This window comes from Synechococcus sp. JA-2-3B'a(2-13) (genome assembly GCF_000013225.1).
Taxonomy (GTDB): Bacteria; Cyanobacteriota; Cyanobacteriia; order Thermostichales; family Thermostichaceae; genus Thermostichus.
Map to the genome: position 1 here is coordinate 616,027 of NC_007776.1, position 15,055 is coordinate 631,081.

15 protein-coding genes and 1 tRNA gene are annotated in these 15,055 nt (G+C 59.1%); 11 read left to right on the forward strand and 5 right to left on the reverse strand.

Annotation, left to right across the window (positions count from 1 at the left end; all coding sequences use genetic code 11):
- Window positions 1–140 precede the first annotated feature (140 nt).
- From CYB_RS02875 to CYB_RS02910, 8 genes are all read left to right on the forward strand, one after another.
- Window positions 141–1,238: a tocopherol cyclase family protein gene (locus CYB_RS02875; protein WP_011432254.1), complete on the forward strand. Its 1,098-nt coding sequence runs from the start codon at window positions 141–143 to the stop codon at window positions 1,236–1,238.
- Window positions 1,239–1,413: 175 nt separating this feature from the next.
- A tRNA-Arg gene (locus tag CYB_RS02880) sits at window positions 1,414–1,487 on the forward strand.
- A gap of 118 nt (window positions 1,488–1,605) precedes the next feature.
- Entirely contained in the window at window positions 1,606–4,080 is a 2,475-nt protein-coding gene (locus tag CYB_RS02885) for an ATP-dependent Clp protease ATP-binding subunit (protein WP_011432255.1), read from the forward strand.
- Between the two features lie 127 nt (window positions 4,081–4,207).
- Window positions 4,208–4,843, forward strand: a complete 636-nt coding sequence (locus CYB_RS02890; protein WP_011432256.1) for an ATP-dependent Clp protease proteolytic subunit — start codon at window positions 4,208–4,210, stop codon at window positions 4,841–4,843.
- Window positions 4,844–4,860: 17 nt separating this feature from the next.
- Window positions 4,861–5,136, forward strand: a complete 276-nt coding sequence (locus CYB_RS02895) for a hypothetical protein (protein ID WP_041436231.1) — start codon at window positions 4,861–4,863, stop codon at window positions 5,134–5,136.
- 37 nt (window positions 5,137–5,173) lie between these two features.
- Entirely contained in the window at window positions 5,174–5,509 is a 336-nt protein-coding gene (locus CYB_RS02900) for a Uma2 family endonuclease (protein ID WP_049749557.1), read from the forward strand.
- Window positions 5,457–6,068 (forward strand): ATP-dependent Clp protease proteolytic subunit, encoded by a 612-nt coding sequence (locus tag CYB_RS02905; RefSeq protein WP_011432257.1) that lies wholly within the window; start codon window positions 5,457–5,459, stop codon window positions 6,066–6,068. Before CYB_RS02900 ends, CYB_RS02905 begins: the two co-directional genes overlap by 53 nt.
- Before the next feature lie 107 nt (window positions 6,069–6,175).
- Window positions 6,176–6,478: a hypothetical protein gene (locus tag CYB_RS02910; RefSeq protein ID WP_011432258.1), complete on the forward strand. Its 303-nt coding sequence runs from the start codon at window positions 6,176–6,178 to the stop codon at window positions 6,476–6,478.
- A gap of 4 nt (window positions 6,479–6,482) precedes the next feature.
- Here the strand turns inward: CYB_RS02910 and CYB_RS02915 are convergent, their stop codons facing one another.
- On the reverse strand, window positions 6,483–7,070 hold the full coding sequence (locus CYB_RS02915; RefSeq protein ID WP_011432259.1) for a chromophore lyase CpcT/CpeT: 588 nt from the start codon (window positions 7,068–7,070) through the stop codon (window positions 6,483–6,485).
- An 8-nt stretch (window positions 7,071–7,078) separates the two neighbouring features.
- On the opposite strand from CYB_RS02915, the gene CYB_RS02920 reads away from it, so the two are divergent.
- Window positions 7,079–8,473, forward strand: coding sequence for a malic enzyme-like NAD(P)-binding protein (locus CYB_RS02920; RefSeq protein WP_011432260.1), 1,395 nt, complete (start codon window positions 7,079–7,081; stop codon window positions 8,471–8,473).
- A 100-nt stretch (window positions 8,474–8,573) separates the two neighbouring features.
- Here the strand turns inward: CYB_RS02920 and CYB_RS02925 are convergent, their stop codons facing one another.
- Both CYB_RS02925 and CYB_RS15320 read right to left on the reverse strand, forming a co-directional pair.
- Window positions 8,574–9,266 (reverse strand): putative CRISPR-associated protein, encoded by a 693-nt coding sequence (locus CYB_RS02925; protein WP_011432261.1) that lies wholly within the window; start codon window positions 9,264–9,266, stop codon window positions 8,574–8,576.
- Window positions 9,263–9,520 carry a hypothetical protein gene (locus CYB_RS15320; protein ID WP_238376877.1) on the reverse strand — a complete coding sequence of 86 codons (258 nt, stop codon included), beginning with the start codon at window positions 9,518–9,520 and terminating at the stop codon, window positions 9,263–9,265. The genes CYB_RS02925 and CYB_RS15320 overlap by 4 nt, the downstream gene beginning before the upstream one ends.
- Before the next feature lie 768 nt (window positions 9,521–10,288).
- Here CYB_RS15320 and CYB_RS02935 point away from each other — a divergent pair.
- Entirely contained in the window at window positions 10,289–10,960 is a 672-nt protein-coding gene (locus tag CYB_RS02935) for a DUF1614 domain-containing protein (RefSeq protein WP_011432264.1), read from the forward strand.
- Here CYB_RS02935 and CYB_RS02940 read toward each other — a convergent pair.
- Entirely contained in the window at window positions 10,957–13,155 is a 2,199-nt protein-coding gene (locus CYB_RS02940; RefSeq protein ID WP_011432265.1) for a caspase family protein, read from the reverse strand. The two genes, CYB_RS02935 and CYB_RS02940, sit on opposite strands and share 4 nt — an antisense overlap.
- 303 nt (window positions 13,156–13,458) lie before the next feature.
- Here CYB_RS02940 and CYB_RS02945 point away from each other — a divergent pair, with 303 nt between their 5' ends.
- On the forward strand, window positions 13,459–14,676 hold the full coding sequence (locus CYB_RS02945; RefSeq protein ID WP_011432266.1) for an RNA-guided endonuclease InsQ/TnpB family protein: 1,218 nt from the start codon (window positions 13,459–13,461) through the stop codon (window positions 14,674–14,676).
- On the opposite strand, the gene CYB_RS02950 is transcribed toward CYB_RS02945, so the two are convergent.
- Complete coding sequence (locus CYB_RS02950) at window positions 14,648–15,016, reverse strand: hypothetical protein (RefSeq protein ID WP_041436236.1); 369 nt, start codon at window positions 15,014–15,016, stop codon at window positions 14,648–14,650. The genes CYB_RS02945 and CYB_RS02950 overlap by 29 nt on opposite strands.
- Window positions 15,017–15,055 lie beyond the last annotated feature (39 nt).

Consider the following 15,055-nt stretch of genomic DNA (forward strand, 5'->3'; position numbering starts at 1 on the left):
TTTCCTTCGTGAAATCTCAAGAAATCCTTAAATCTCAGCTTGGTTGATATCCTAAGGGCAAATAAATATAGAAACAATACAATTATTATTTTGGTAAGCATAGACTTTCGTTTATCATTGTTGCGATGGCTTAGGTCTCAATGGCGTTTCCTCCAACGGCGGCTTGCTCTGGGCAAAACAACTCAACAGATTGGGGATCCCTGCCCCATGCCGGCTATCACTGGGATGGCTGCACAGAGCGGTTTTTTGAGGGTTGGTATAGCCGCGTCACCTTGCCCGGGGATCCGCCCATTAGCTTTGCCTTCATGTACGCCATCGATCCCAAGCGCGGGGGCATGGCTCAGGTGTTGGGGCCAGAGGAGGAGCTGCATTGGCGCACCTTCCCCAATCCCCGCCGCTTTTGGGCCAGCTCAACCCATCTGGCCTTGGGGCACTCAGGGATCCCAGGCCCCGGCTGTCGCGGCCTTCAGGATCCCTTCACCTTCTTCCAGCGCACCGCCAGTGGCTACCAATACACCGCCCACCTCAATCAGGGGATTTTGCCGGATCCCTTGGGCTCTGAGCCCATTCGCTGGCTTTACCGCATTCAGCCTCGTTTTGCCTATGGGATCCCACCCCGAGCCACCATGGGAGCCTGGTCTTATCTGCCCATCTTTGAGCCGGGCTGGCAGATCCTCATGAGCCATGGCTTGGCCACCGGCTGGGTGGAGTGGAGAGGCAGGCGCTATGCATTTCAGCAGGCTCCCGCCTACGCCGAAAAAAATTGGGGCCAAAGCTTTCCTCGCCGCTGGTTTTGGATCCAGTGCAACGCCTTTCCCCAACATCCCGGCCTTAGCCTCACCTGTGCCGGAGCTGAGCGGCAGGTGCTCACCCGCCCCGAAGAAGTGGCCCTGATCAGCCTGCATGGATGGGGATCCCAGCCCTTTTTGGAATGGCGACCCGGATCCGCTCGGCTGACCTGGCAAGTGGATCCCTGGGGATCTTGGCGAATCCGGGGAGAGAGCGCCCTCTGGTGTATTCAGCTAGAAGGGCACACGCGGCGGCCTGGCCAAACTGTATTCGCCCCTGGCCCAGAAGGGATGCAGCGCAACTGTCGGGATACCCTGGCAGGACATCTGCACCTGCAGCTTTGGCAGCGCAACGGCCAAGTCTGGACGCCGGTGATCAAGGCCACCAGCCCCCAAGCCGGCCTGGAAGTGGGGGGAGAAGTCCGGCAACCTTGGCAAGGGCAATGTTAACGCTGGCGGATATCTACACCCCCGTTGGACTTTCCAAAAAACGCTCTTGTGCTAGAATGCCTAAGCCACATTGATAGATGTCCATCTCTATCTCTGGATAGTACTGGATAGTATCTGAGTAACTATGGACAGATAGTATGGACAGACAGTCAACCGTGGTTGGCCCGCCCCTTTTGCGCCTGTAGCTCAGTGGACTAGAGCACGTGGCTACGGACCACGGTGTCGGGAGTTCAAATCTCTCCAGGCGCGTTTTGGCCCCAGACAGCTTCCGTCTGGGGTATTTACCGTCCCTTGGTTTCGCCAGAACTTGTGCTAGGATTACCCCTATCAAGTCCGCCTTGATGCAGGCGTAGGGAGCCCGAGGATCATGTTTGAACGCTTTACAGAAAAAGCCATCAAGGTGATCATGCTGGCCCAAGAAGAAGCCAGACGGTTAGGTCACAATTTCGTTGGCACCGAGCAAATTTTGTTGGGGTTAATCGGCGAGGGCACTGGGGTCGCCGCCAAAGTTCTCAAGTCCATGGGAGTGAACTTGAAGGACGCCCGCATTGAAGTCGAGAAAATCATCGGTCGGGGATCCGGTTTTGTGGCCGTCGAGATCCCTTTCACTCCCCGCGCCAAGCGAGTGCTGGAACTCTCCCTAGAAGAGGCCCGCCAGCTCGGCCACAACTACATCGGCACTGAGCACCTGCTCCTGGGACTAATCCGAGAAGGGGAAGGGGTGGCAGCCCGCGTTTTGGAAAACCTGGGGGTGGATCTGTCCAAGGTGCGCACCCAGGTGATCCGCATGTTGGGCGAGACTGCCGAAGTGACGGCAGGGGGGGGATCCTCCAGCCGCACCAAAACGCCCACCCTGGACGAATTCGGCTCCAACCTCACCCAACTGGCCCAGGAGGGCAAGCTGGATCCGGTGGTCGGTCGGACGCGGGAGATCGAGCGGGTGATCCAGATCTTGGGCCGCCGCACCAAGAACAACCCCGTCCTCATTGGCGAGCCGGGGGTAGGCAAAACCGCCATCGCCGAGGGTTTGGCCCAGCGCATCGTGCAGGGGGATGTGCCGGATATTTTGGCCGACAAGCGGGTGATCAGCCTGGATATTGGTTTGCTGGTGGCCGGCACCAAGTACCGCGGCGAGTTTGAAGAGCGCCTCAAGAAAATCATGGATGAGATCCGCAATGCCGGCAACATCATCCTGGTCATCGACGAGGTGCATACCCTGATCGGGGCCGGGGCTGCGGAAGGGGCGATTGATGCCGCCAACATCCTCAAGCCTGCTTTGGCCCGCGGCGAGCTGCAGTGCATCGGCGCCACCACCCTGGATGAGTACCGCAAGCACATCGAGCGGGATGCTGCTCTGGAGCGCCGCTTCCAGCCCATCATGGTGGGCGAGCCGACGGTCTCCGAGACCATCGAGATCCTGTTTGGCTTGCGGGAGCGCTACGAGCAGCACCACAAGCTGAAGATCTCCGATGCCGCCTTGGATGCGGCAGCCAAGCTGGCCGACCAGTACATCTCCGACCGGTTCTTGCCAGATAAGGCCATCGATTTGATCGACGAGGCTGCTTCGCGGGTGCGCCTGATCAACTCTCAACTGCCCCCGGCGGCCCGGGAGCTGGATCAAGAGTTGCGGCGAGTGCTCAAGGAGAAAGACGCTGCGGTGCGGGCCCAGAACTTCGACAAGGCTGGTGAGCTGCGGGATCGGGAGATGGAGATCAAGCAGCAGATCCGCGCCATTGCCGCTGCCAAAAAAGCCGAGGAGAGCAGCCGCAGCGAAATGCCTGAGGTAACCGAAGAGGACGTGGCCCAAGTGGTCAGCGCCTGGACGGGGGTGCCGGTGGCCAAGCTGACCGAGAGCGAGTCAGTGAAGCTGCTGAACATGGAAGAAACCCTGCACCAGCGCATCATCGGCCAAGACGAAGCGGTGCGGGCCATCTCCCGGGCCATCCGCCGCGCTCGGGTGGGGCTGAAAAATCCCAACCGCCCCATCGCCAGCTTCATCTTCTCCGGCCCAACAGGGGTGGGCAAAACCGAGCTGACCAAGGCTTTGGCAGCCTACTTCTTCGGCTCCGAGTCGGCCATGATCCGCCTCGACATGTCGGAATACATGGAGCGGCACACGGTCAGCAAGCTGATCGGATCCCCGCCGGGCTATGTGGGCTACAACGAGGGGGGTCAGCTCACAGAAGCGGTGCGGCGTCGCCCCTACACGGTGGTGCTTTTCGATGAGATCGAGAAGGCGCACCCGGATGTGTTTAACCTATTGCTGCAAATCCTGGAGGATGGCCGCCTGACCGATGCCAAAGGCCGCACGGTGGACTTCAAGAACACCCTGATCGTGATGACCTCTAACATCGGCTCGAAGGTCATCGAGAAGGGCGGCGGTAGCCTCGGCTTCGAGTTCAACACCAACGACGAGGATGCCAACTACAACCGCATCCGCAACCTGGTGAACGAGGAGCTGAAGCAGTACTTCCGTCCGGAGTTCCTCAACCGCGTGGACGAGATCATCGTCTTCCGGCAACTGACCAAGGATGAGGTGAAGCAGATTGCCGACATCCTGCTCAAGGAAGTGTTTGACCGCATGACGGAGAAGAAAATCCGCCTTACGGTCAGCGACCGCTTCAAAGACTTGGTGGTGGAGGAGGGGTATAACCCCAGCTACGGGGCACGCCCGCTGCGCCGCGCCATCCAACGCCTGCTGGAAGACATCCTGGCGGAAGAGATCCTGACTGGGCATGTCCGGGAGGGATCGGAGGTGCTCATCGATGTGGATGAGGAGCGCAAGCCCAAGGTGCTGGTCACGGAGCCGGAGCGGGTTCTCTTGCCTCAAGGGGCGGAGTAAAGCTGGCTTTGAGAGGTCCTCAGACTGCAAGGGATCCGTTGGGATGCTGCGGATCCCTTGTGGTCCTCAAGTGTTGTTTTTCTGGTGTTTTTCAGTTGAACAGACCCAGGCGTAGGAGATCTCTGGCATGGTGCAATCGACCTACTACTACTATGGCGGCGCTCCGGTTCGTACCCCACCCCCAGATTTGGCTTCGCTGCTGCTGCAGGAGCGCATTGTCTACCTGGGCTTGCCCCTTGCAGAGGAGTCGAATGCCAACGTCACCAAGCTGATCATCGAGCAACTGCTGTATCTGCAGTACGAGGATCGGGAAAAGCCGATCAAGATGTACATCAACTCGACGGGCACCTATAACTACGACACAGCGGCCTTTGCCATTCTGGACACCATGAACTACATCAAGCCGCCTGTGCATACTATCTGCATCGGCAATGCCATTGGGATGGCGGCCATGTTATTGGCAGCAGGAGCCAAAGGATTTCGGGCCAGTCTGCCCAATGCCACGATCGTGCTCCACCAGCCCTATGGGGGCACCCGTGGACAGGCCAGCGACATCGAAATTCGCACCCGCGAGATTCTGACTTTGCGCAACATGATGCTGGAGCAACTGTCCCGCAGCACGGGCCAGCCTATGGAGCGCATCAAGAAGGACACGGAGCGGCTATTTTTCATGACACCAGAGGAAGCCAAAGCCTACGGCCTCATCGATCAGGTGCTGACCAGTTCCAAAGGCGTGCCGAAGTTGGCAGCAGCCAAAAACTAAAGCAGAGGGATCCGTCCATGGTTCAAGTTCCCGTACAGCCTTTAACGGCGGAGGAGTACCTCCACCTCACGGACTGGCCTTATGGAGGACGGATTGAACTTGAAGACGGGTCTATTCGGGAAGTGCCAACCGAGGAGCGCATCAACACCCTCATTGAGCTGTTTCTGGTTGCGGAATTGCTCAAGTTTTTGCCCATCCAACGCCTGAGCTTGGGCCAAGTTGAGGTCGAAGTGCCCGCAGCCAAGGCTCGGTTGCGCAATCCAGAGGTGATGGCTTTGCATCCCGCTATGTGAGCTTGCTGGGAAACGGTTGCGGAATCCTTGCCTGCACATGCCCCTGCCGCTGTTGGTGGTGGAAGTCGTTTCCCCCGGAGTAGACAATGAAAAACACGATTATCAAGACAAGCGCAAAGATTACGCTGCCCGTGGGATCCCAGTGGATCCAGCCAAGCAGTCCGTTTCCGCGGTGCGCTGGGTTGGCGGAGAATACGAAGGCGAGGTCAAAACTGGATCTGGACGCATTGTTTCCTCGGTTTTGCCCCAGCTGGATTTGAGCGCGGAAGATATCTTACAAGCGCGTCGTTCTGTGTTTCATACTTTGCCAGGAGAAACTTATGCCGATTGGAGTGCCTCGGGTTCCCTACCGTTTGCCCGGCGAGCCCTATAGCCAGTGGATTAGCCTTGACGATCGCCTGTACCAAGAGCGGATTTTGTTTATCGGCGAGCCCATTGACGATAGCTTGGCCAATACCATCGTGGGGGTGATGCTCTACCTCAACTCGCAGGATCCGCAAAAGGACATTGTGATGTACATCAATTCTCCCGGTGGCTCTGTGACGGCGGGCATGGCCATCTACGACACCATGAACCACATCAAGCCAGATATCGTTACGGTTTGCGTGGGCCAAGCAGCTTCAATGGGAGCCTTTTTGTTGGCTGCTGGCACCAAGGGCAAGCGGTTTGCCCTGCCCCACTCCCGCATCATGCTGCACCAGCCTTCTCTGGGCACGATCCAAGGCCAAGCCAGCGACATTGAAATTCGCGCCCGCGAAACTCTGCGAGTCAAACGACGCATGAACGAGATCTTGGCGCAAACCACCGGCCAACCGCTGGAGAAAATCGAGCGGGATGTGGAGCGAGACTTTTACCTCTCGGCCACGGAAGCTCAGGCTTACGGCATCGTGGATCGGGTGATCCAAGAGCGCTCGGAAGCCATGGCCAGCTAAAGGGATCCCCCCCTTTCCCCCAGCAACAGGTCGAGGGGTTGGGAAAGGTTGGGAGGGATCCCTTCAAGGGGTGGAGTTCAGTGGACAACGCTAGGAGAACCGGTCGGATGGGCCAACGGCTCTGGAGTGCAGGACTGGGCTGCTGCGCGGGTCTGCTGCTGCTTTGGCCGGAAGCTTGGGCACTGCCCCCTGCCGATGAGATCCCGGAAGAGGTGTTGCGGGCCCAGCCAGATTTGCGGGCTCCCTCTCCGGTCGATAATCAGCCCCTCACCGCCGCCGAAGCTCTAGAACTCCAGGAAGCCTTGGCAGCTCGGCCCGAAACCGGATCTGTCTCTCCAGAGGTGGAGCGGCTGATCTTTTTGCTCAGGCTGCGCAAAGGGTTTCGAGATCTGTTTCCCTTCCTGTTTTGAAGGTTCAGACCTGAAGAGGAGCCGGTGGGATCCCTTTTTGGTAGCGGTAGGGTCCGGCGCGGGATCCCCAGGTTTGTTGGCCAGTGGCGGCGTCAAAGCCCCGATCCCAGGTGATGAATTCGCTGGGGGTGAGGTCGAACTCGATGTGGATATAGGTGCTATCCCCGGGGTTCAGACGACATTCTCCACCTGGCAGCATTTCGCCGTGGTAGCAGTCTGGGCGCTTTTCCACCAAAATGCGACAACCGGGCAAATGCTCCAGGTCGGCCAAGGAGAGCTGCGCCAAGCGCTGCGGATCCTGAGAGGCACCTGCCCAAGCTGCTTGATCCCGCAATTTGTAGTTCTCGATCCGCAAGGGATCCCCCAATACCTGGAGCACCCGGCTGCGATAAAACTGGCCCGGCGTGTGCTGGTTAAATTGCTCGGTAAAAAAGCCGATCCCCTCCGAGAACAGGTGGGGAAGGCGCACGTACCAAAGGCTGACCGGCACAAACCACACCGGCTCTGCCATCGCCTGGGTGCGGTTGCTGTAGTAGCCCTCCAGCCAGTTGGCCAGGGTGTGCAAGTCGGAAGCGGATTTTTCGTCTACCATAGGGAGCTATGACAAAACTTACCCCCAGCTCTAGCTATAGCATTGCCCTGCGCATTCGCCTGCTCAACCAGCCGGGAGCCCTAGCCCGCGTCACCCAGGCCATTGCGGAAGTGGGAGGCAGCCTCAGCCAGATCGATCTCATCCACCAATCGGCAGCAGAAACGGTGCGAGAAATCTGTGTAGATGCCGTCAGCAGCGAGCATGCTCAGCAAATTTACACCGCCGTTGCCTCCTTGGCCAATGTGAAGGTGGAGCGGGTGGTGGACCGCACCTTTGAGCTGCACCGCGGGGGAAAGCTGCAGGTGGTGGCCAAAAGCCCCCTGGAGAGCGCCGCCGATCTGGCCATGGCCTACACGCCGGGGGTGGGGCGGGTTTCCCTAGAAATTGCTGCCAACCCCGCCGCGGTCTATGAGTACACCATCAAGGGCAACAGTGTAGGCATTGTAACCGATGGCAGTGCGGTGCTGGGCTTGGGGAATGTCGGCCCGGAGGCAGCTTTGCCGGTGATGGAGGGGAAGGCGGCGCTGTTCAAGCGCTTTGCCGATATCGATGCCTTTCCTCTGTGCCTGGCCACTCAGGAGGTGGGGGAAATTGTAGAGACGGTGGTGCGCCTGGCGCCGGGATTTGGCGGCTTTAACCTGGAAGACATCAGCGCCCCTCGCTGCTTTGCCATTGAGTCTCAGCTCAAGGCCCGCCTCAACCTGCCGGTGTTTCACGACGATCAGCACGGCACCGCCATTGTGGTGCTGGCGGCGCTGCTGAATGCCCTGAAAGTGGTGAAAAAGAGCCTAGACGAGGTGCGCATTGTCCTCAACGGGGCCGGGGCAGCCGGCATTGCCGTGACGCAACTGCTGCGGCGGGCCGGGGCAGCCCACATCCTGGTCTGCGACCGCCAAGGGATCCTTAGCCGCTCCCGTTCCGATCTCACCCCCGAGAAGGCGGCCATTGCCGTCGAGGAGAAGGGATCCCTGGCGGAAGCCTTGGTGGGAGCGGATGTGTTTATTGGGGTGAGCGTGGCCAATGCCCTGACAGTGGAGATGGTAGAAAAAATGGCACCGGATCCCATCGTCTTTGCCCTGGCCAACCCGGTGCCCGAGATCCAGCCGGAGCTGGTGGGCAATCGGGTGGCAGTGATGGCCACGGGCCGCAGCGACTACCCCAACCAAATCAACAACGTGCTGGCCTTTCCGGGCGTGTTTCGCGGCGCCCTCGACTGCCGCGCCAAGCAGATCAACACCGAGATGTGTGTGGCTGCCGCTCAGGCCATTGCTGCCTTGATCCCTGCCGAAGAGTTGGATCCCCAGTGGATCATCCCCTCGGTCTTCGACGGGCGGGTGGTTCCTCAGGTGGCCGCTGCGGTAATCCAGGCTGCCCGCCAAACCGGCGTGGCCGGGATCCCTTGAGGGCTACCTAGGGCACCAGGTGACAAGCCACAAAATGCCCCGCGCTCACCTCGCGAAAGGCCGGGGGTGGATCTTGGCCTGTTCCTTCCCTGGGGGGAACTCACACCAGACGACCCAAGCGCTCCCGCAACTCAGCGGCGGCCTGCTCCAGGTGCTCAGGGGTGTAACCGGTGGTCTCTACCCTGACAGCAAGGTGGGTGTCCTGGCTCTCGTGGAGGTGGATCCACAGAATGTGGCGGCCGTCCTCTGTTTTGCGGTTTGCAGCTTTGAGGCTGTTTTTGGGGGCAGAGTAAGCGTGCGGGTCGTAGCGGACCAGATCCACCCAGGGAATGTCTCGCAGGAGTTTTTCCACCTTGACCCAGCTGCGAGGACGGTGGTGGCTGCTGTCGACCTGCAGCTGGATGACTTCGGAGCGAGGTCGGCCTGAAAAGGACTCCGTCCCGCTGGCGCGATAGGACTCCGTCCCGCTGGCGCGATCGGGAAGACCTGCCCGAGGGATCCGGGGCTGAACTTCCGGCTGTAGGTAGGGCAGGTAGACCAAAGACTTGTATTGCTCATGGATGTAGCAAACTGGGATCCCCAATTGGCTGCCCACCACAGCCATGATCATGGCTTGGGCTTTGAACCCACCGGTGGCGGCAAAGGTGACGATCCCCTTGGCGCTCTCTGCCAACTGTTTCAACAGCTCGGCCATCCGCTCCAGAGAGGATCCCTCTAGCTCGTAGTCGATGCCGGGAAGGGGCACCAGAGAAACCTGTTGTTGGCCCAGTTCTCTTTCAAAGAAGAGCTTCAAAATCCGGGCACACTCCAGCCCATTGCGGAGTGCAGCAGAACCAAAGCATCGCCGGGGGTGGGATCCAGGCGGTAGTAGGTGTTGGTTAAGGACTCCGTCCCGCTGGCGCGATCGGCGCTGATCAGCTCCAGATCGGTTCTTTTCATCCAGGCCAGCGCTTGCTCCGGATCCCCGATGGTTTTTTGTCCCACCCAGGGGCGCTGCGGCTGCAGGTCTTTGTCAAGGTTGGTGAGCAAGGAGGTGCCCACAGTCATGATGATGGTCTGCATGATAGGCGGTTAACTCAAATTTTTCGAGAGCTCTGTCTTGCTTTGCGCCCAGAGCAGCTGGACTTTGCCGATTCTGCTATCTTCTCTGATATCTTCAAATCTGGAAAGTAACTTCGTTGCCCTTGATGTTGGTGATGGTGGCCTTCAGTTTTTGACCAATCTGGAAGCAGGCTTGGCGGGCCCGCTGTTGGGTCTAGTCTTGTGGGTATTGGTTGTTTTGCTGTGGTCTGTCCTGCTGGGGCTCGTTTGCCGCGCCTTGGGGAACGGCGTCCCTGCGACCAGAGTGGCTGTTGGGCTGGGATCCCTGGTGTGGCGGAGTCTCGCCAGCAGGCATCCCCCCATTCCCGTAGTAGCGGGCCATGCCTAGCCCAGGATCTGCAGCACCTCTGCCGGCCTGTCCTGTAGGGCTACATCTTCAGAGACTACCGCAAGTGGAACATTCATACTGAACAGTATCTGCGCGACCTTTGCTTCGAGACTGTTGAAGAATCTAATCACATCAAAATTCGGTTTTATGGAGATCCGCGCTATCAAATCGTTATGGCTAAAACTCCTGGCGACTGGAGGGCTGGCTGCAATATTTCAAGGACTCCGTCCCGCTAACGCGATCGGGATATTCGCAACCTCATTTTTGGCCTTTGAGATCCTGAAACGAATAAAGTTTAGTTGCAAACCTAACTTTCTCAGGGGGCACGCAGCTGAGAAAAGTTGAACCGAGTCCTGATAGGCTGAAGAAAAGTTGGGATCCCTGCCATGTTCTACCTGCCGGTCTCGCTGCTGTTGTTTTTCATGCTGGTGTTGCTGCTGCCTTTCCTCTGGCTGGGGCTGGCAGTGGATGTGGTGGCGCTGGCGGTGGGAAAGCTGGGGTTCTCGCGGGAGGGAGCGCTGTTACTGCTGCTGGCCATCCTGGTGGGCAGCTCGGTCAATATTCCCCTCTATCGGGTGAAATGCGAGGTGACGCTGGTAGAAGACCTAGCTAGCTTGTGGATGCGGCAGTTCTGGGGGATCCCTTTGACCAAGCTTTCCCAGGAGACGGTGATTGCCTTGAACGTGGGCGGGGGGCTGATCCCGGTGCTCTTGGCCCTATATCAATTTGGGCGGGCCGACAGCGTGCTGATCCTGGCGGTGACGGCGCTGGTAACCTTGGTCAGCTACTATGCTTCCCACGTGGTGCCGGGGATCGGCATTCAAATGAACCCCTTGATTGCCCCGGCTACGGCAGCCTTAGCCGCTCTGTTTTGGGCAGGGGACCAGGCACCGGCAGTGGCCTTTGCTGGTGGAGTTTTGGGCACGGTGATCGGGGCAGATCTCCTGCATCTGCCAGAAGTCCTGCGGCGCAACTGCTCTGGCATTCTCAGCATTGGCGGGGCCGGGGTTTTCGATGGTATTGCCCTCTGTGGCTTGTTTGCCCTGCTGCTGAGCTAAACCAGCAAATAGGTAAGGGAAAGGGTGATGGATTGGGCGGGATCCAGCCAACGCAAGTCGGGATCCCCTAAGGACTCCGTCCCGCTGGCGCGATCGGAGGCACGCTGAGTCAACTCCTCGAGGAGCGTTTGCGTCCATTCCAGCGGCCCATTGAGCAACATCGGCGAACGGGCTACCCCCAGTTTGCGGGCCATAGCCTTGAGGGCTTCCAAGCTGGCGGACAGGGGGCGGGTGCTGGCCACAAACAACAGCTCCGTCAGCCCTTGGGCATGACAGGTGAGCAAGTCAGAGCTCACAGCAGAGCGCAGCTCGCCATCGACCTCCGGCAAGGGTGGCAAAGTTAAACTGCTCTTGGCTTCCAAGCGAAGAGGTGTGGTGAAGTTGTCCTGAGGCAGGGGGGCCAGCAGGTGCAGTTGTCCGGTCGGGTCGATCAGCAACAGGTAGCCGTAGAGATCCTGCTCGCTGTTGTTGCAAAGGGTGAGATGCAAGGGATCCCCTCGCGTAAACCGCTGCATACCCACCTCAGCAGGAGCGGAAGTTGCGGACTGGACAAGGCGTGCCGCCAACGAGGGAGCTAAGGACTCCGTCCCGCTGGCGCGATTGGCAGCTCTACCTTTGACGGCCAACTCCGCCACCACCGCCAAGGAAGAGGAAACCGCATTGAGGGTGGTGCGCAAACGTTTGGCAGCCAGCAGATGGGCAAGACGGGGAGCTAACCGCTGGACGGCCATTGCTGCAGCCTCTCCTGCTGGGCCACAGGAATTCAGGAGCAATTCTCGCCCCGGCCAGAACAGGCTGTAGCTGTTCACTTCCAGGGGTTTGAGCAGGGTATCCGACCGTTCGCGCCAGCGGGACGGAGTCCTAAAAGCAGCGGCCATTTCCGGGGTGATGCGGCCCAACAAACAGTCCACCTGTCGCTCGCGGGGGTTGGCCGTTTCCATCCAGCTATAGCCGGCAATGGCATTGGTCAGATCCACCTTTTCAATGCGGCCCAGGTTCTCCTCTAGGCCAACCAAAAGCTTGAGCGTGCTGGAGAGGCCGCGCAGCTGCTCCCGCAAAGGTGTGCCCACAGGGGGAAGCTGCCCTTCCGGACTGGCCATCTGAACCTGAGCCAACAGCCCACTGCGAGAACGCATGAGCAGCGGCGTCGGCGAAGAGGCGGAAGGATCGGCGGGAATGGGAACCAAAAGAGTACCCGGCTGCAAACCACACAGGGCCGCCGATGGGATCCCGCCTAACCACACCTGAGCCCGATTTCCCTTCACTTCTTGAACTACCCCGCTGACCCCTGCCGGTGTGGGCATGAGAAAATAGGGGTGGATGTGTCGAGCAGTGTCTTTGCCTTCCAAGGTGGGGCGTTGGCAGGCGAAGAGGCCCAGCTCCCGCCGGCTGACCACCTGGTTAAAGGCCACCAGCAGACGGGTGGCAGGCGTGGTTTCCCACAGGTACTGCGTCAGCAGATAGGTGAGTACCCCGGCATAGAATCCTGGCCAAGCGGCTTCTGCTGCCAAGTCTTGCGGGGTGGTGGCCGAAATCAGCAAGCCCTTGGGCGGAGACGGCCAAACCCGCTGCGGCTCCGATCGCGCCAGCGGGACGGAGTCCTTGGAGTCCGAGATCGCGGCTGGGGGACGGGAACGCAGTTGCAAGTTGCCTCGCACCGACGGCGAGACATAGGTAAAGCCACAGTCCAGAAGGGTGGTGATCTGGGCAGTGCCCAAGCCTTCCAAAAGCCGGAAAAAGCTGTCTAGCTCCATTGCTGCCACTCCCTCAGAGCCAGACAACAGCAGCACCGGCTGCCAACAGTTGGGCGCGGATCCCAGCCGCCACTGGCCATAGCCGCTAAACTGCACCACCACTGTTTCAGCCGTGTGCCCTTGACCCCCCAAGTGCTCTGCAAAGGCCGATTGGATCCCAGCCGGCGTGGCTGCCCCATCGGTAAGGGTGAGAATGTCTGCCGGGTCAAAACCAAAGCGATAGAGGAGTAGCTCCCGCTGCAACTCCACATCTGTCAAACACCCTTGTAGCGCGGATCCCTCGCCAAGGTAGCGGTTAATACCGATGAGAACAGCCAGCTTGCGGGAGCCAGCCGCCAAAGCTTGCCCATATCGCTCAGCCCGGCCCCTCAACCAGCCAGGGGATAGGCCAAGACCGGCAGCAACCAGGAGGAGTTTTTGCAGAAAAGACCGCCTTTCCATGTTGACCCTCTGGGCTGACCCCCGGCCCAACGACTACCCCATCGGCCAGCGAGCCACAGCTAAACTTTGCACTGGAATCTGTTGCTGCCTATTTCAGGATATCCCCATCCACACAGCTTTTTCCCGAGATCGAGTGACAGTTTTTGGCGTTTTCTTTGCATTCCTTATCAATCAAACCTCCGCTACTTCCCATGGGGATCCCACGGCAGCGCTCTTCTGTCAGCTAGAAATCGCAGGAGCCCCGCACTGTACCCGTAGGGTCAGTGTCGGGAGGAATGCGCTTTGATGAAGTACAATGAACTTATGAGCCAAGTCCTGAGCATATCCTGCAAGCTCAAGGTGTCCCCGTCGCAAGCCGCCAAATTGGACGAGACATTGGATGCTTTCGGCCAAGCCTTGAATTGGGTCAACCAAAACACGCCAGAGAAAGTCGTCAACGCCGTTAAGCTCCAGTCTCTGTGCTACCGCGAAATCCGCGCCCGGTTCGGCTTGTCCAGTAACTTGGCAAGGACTACGTCCCGCTTACGCGACCAGCAGGTCTGCAGACGGCTGGCCGGCGCCCGTAAAGTTGCCCGACAGAAAAACCGCCCCGTCAAAACGTTCAAGGGTGGCTTCGCTACCTACGATGCACGTATCTTTTCGTTCCGCGAGAAAGACTGGACGGTGTCGCTGACCACGGTGGAGGGTCGGGAGCGCTTTGAGCTGGCGATTGGCCGCTACCAGAGAGAACGGCTGGCGGGCTCCAATCCCAAATCTGCCACTCTGGTCAAGCGTAAAGACGGCTCCTACTCTATTCAGATCTGTGTGGAAACGGAGCCATCCCCACCGCAACGCACGGGTAGAGTGCTGGGGGTGGACTTGGGGAGGACGGATATTGCCCATACGTCAGAGGGTGATAACTGGAATGGACAGCAGTTGAACCGAATCCGAGACCACTACTCCAAGCTGAGGGCGGCACTCCAACGCAAAGCCAGTAAGGGCACACGCAGTTCGCGGCGCAGATGCCGTCAACTGCTGCAACGGCTGTCTGGCAAGGAGAGACGCTTTCAAACGTGGGTCAATCATCGCATCTCCAAAGCTATTGTCTCCAGGGCAAAGGCTACCAACAGCGCTATCGCCCTGGAAGACCTGACAGGGATCCGGAAAAGAGTCAATCAACAGCCGCGCAGCAAAGCCGAGCGGCGCAGGGCCAACAGTTGGGCGTTCTACCAACTACGTCAATTTCTGGAATACAAGGCGAGGGTTGCAGGGGTTTCTCTGGTTCTTGTGCCGCCTGCTTACACGTCGCAGACCTGTCACAAGTGTTTACACATCCATCCCGACCCTGCGCAATCCTACCGCAGTGGAAAGAAGTTTAAGTGTGGACACTGTGGATGGGAAGGGGATGCGGATTTGAATGGTGCGAATGTGATTGCGCTCTTGGGGGCTGCCGTAAACCAGCCTGGAGGTCCGGGCTTGTTTTGTTCTCTGGTAGAGCAGAGCAGGCTCAGGGCTACTGAAAGCCCGCTCCGTACCGCTTAGCGGTCGGAGTCGGGTAGTTTACGTAGATCATCAGTAAAGTTGTGCCGATGGAGAGCACTACCAAAGCCGGCACCACCCGCAGCAGGGATCCCCAAGGAATAGCAGCCCGCCAGTTGCCCCACAGCCGTCTCATCTGCAGATGGGCTTGCTGCCCCCGTCGCCAGCTCCAGATACAGGTGAGGACAAATGTAGCGCAATAGACAAAGTCGGCCAGCAGAGGATCGTCAGATGGGAGATGAAACAGCTGGGCCAAGGCGATGGCTCCCAAGCCTACCCCCAGGTTGATCACCAAGAAGGCCAACAGCAGGTGGCGCGCCTTAAGGGCTGCAAATCCGGTCACACTCGGCTCGGCAGGCCGTAGAGGGGGGGATCCAGACAC

What these genes read in the sequence shown, in the direction of transcription:
- CYB_RS02875 (WP_011432254.1), top strand. Translation starts at nt 141, where the DNA reads ATGGCGTTTCCTCCAACGGCGGCTTGCTCTGGGCAAAACAACTCAACA.
- CYB_RS02885 (WP_011432255.1), top strand. Translation starts at nt 1,606, where the DNA reads ATGTTTGAACGCTTTACAGAAAAAGCCATCAAGGTGATCATGCTGGCC.
- CYB_RS02890 (WP_011432256.1), top strand. Translation starts at nt 4,208, where the DNA reads ATGGTGCAATCGACCTACTACTACTATGGCGGCGCTCCGGTTCGTACC.
- CYB_RS02895 (WP_041436231.1), top strand. Translation starts at nt 4,861, where the DNA reads ATGGTTCAAGTTCCCGTACAGCCTTTAACGGCGGAGGAGTACCTCCAC.
- CYB_RS02900 (WP_049749557.1), top strand. Translation starts at nt 5,174, where the DNA reads ATGCCCCTGCCGCTGTTGGTGGTGGAAGTCGTTTCCCCCGGAGTAGAC.
- CYB_RS02905 (WP_011432257.1), top strand. Translation starts at nt 5,457, where the DNA reads ATGCCGATTGGAGTGCCTCGGGTTCCCTACCGTTTGCCCGGCGAGCCC.
- CYB_RS02910 (WP_011432258.1), top strand. Translation starts at nt 6,176, where the DNA reads ATGGGCCAACGGCTCTGGAGTGCAGGACTGGGCTGCTGCGCGGGTCTG.
- CYB_RS02915 (WP_011432259.1), bottom strand. Translation starts at nt 7,070, where the DNA reads ATGGTAGACGAAAAATCCGCTTCCGACTTGCACACCCTGGCCAACTGG.
- CYB_RS02920 (WP_011432260.1), top strand. Translation starts at nt 7,079, where the DNA reads ATGACAAAACTTACCCCCAGCTCTAGCTATAGCATTGCCCTGCGCATT.
- CYB_RS15320 (WP_238376877.1), bottom strand. Translation starts at nt 9,520, where the DNA reads ATGACTGTGGGCACCTCCTTGCTCACCAACCTTGACAAAGACCTGCAG.
- CYB_RS02935 (WP_011432264.1), top strand. Translation starts at nt 10,289, where the DNA reads ATGTTCTACCTGCCGGTCTCGCTGCTGTTGTTTTTCATGCTGGTGTTG.
- CYB_RS02940 (WP_011432265.1), bottom strand. Translation starts at nt 13,155, where the DNA reads ATGGAAAGGCGGTCTTTTCTGCAAAAACTCCTCCTGGTTGCTGCCGGT.
- CYB_RS02945 (WP_011432266.1), top strand. Translation starts at nt 13,459, where the DNA reads ATGAGCCAAGTCCTGAGCATATCCTGCAAGCTCAAGGTGTCCCCGTCG.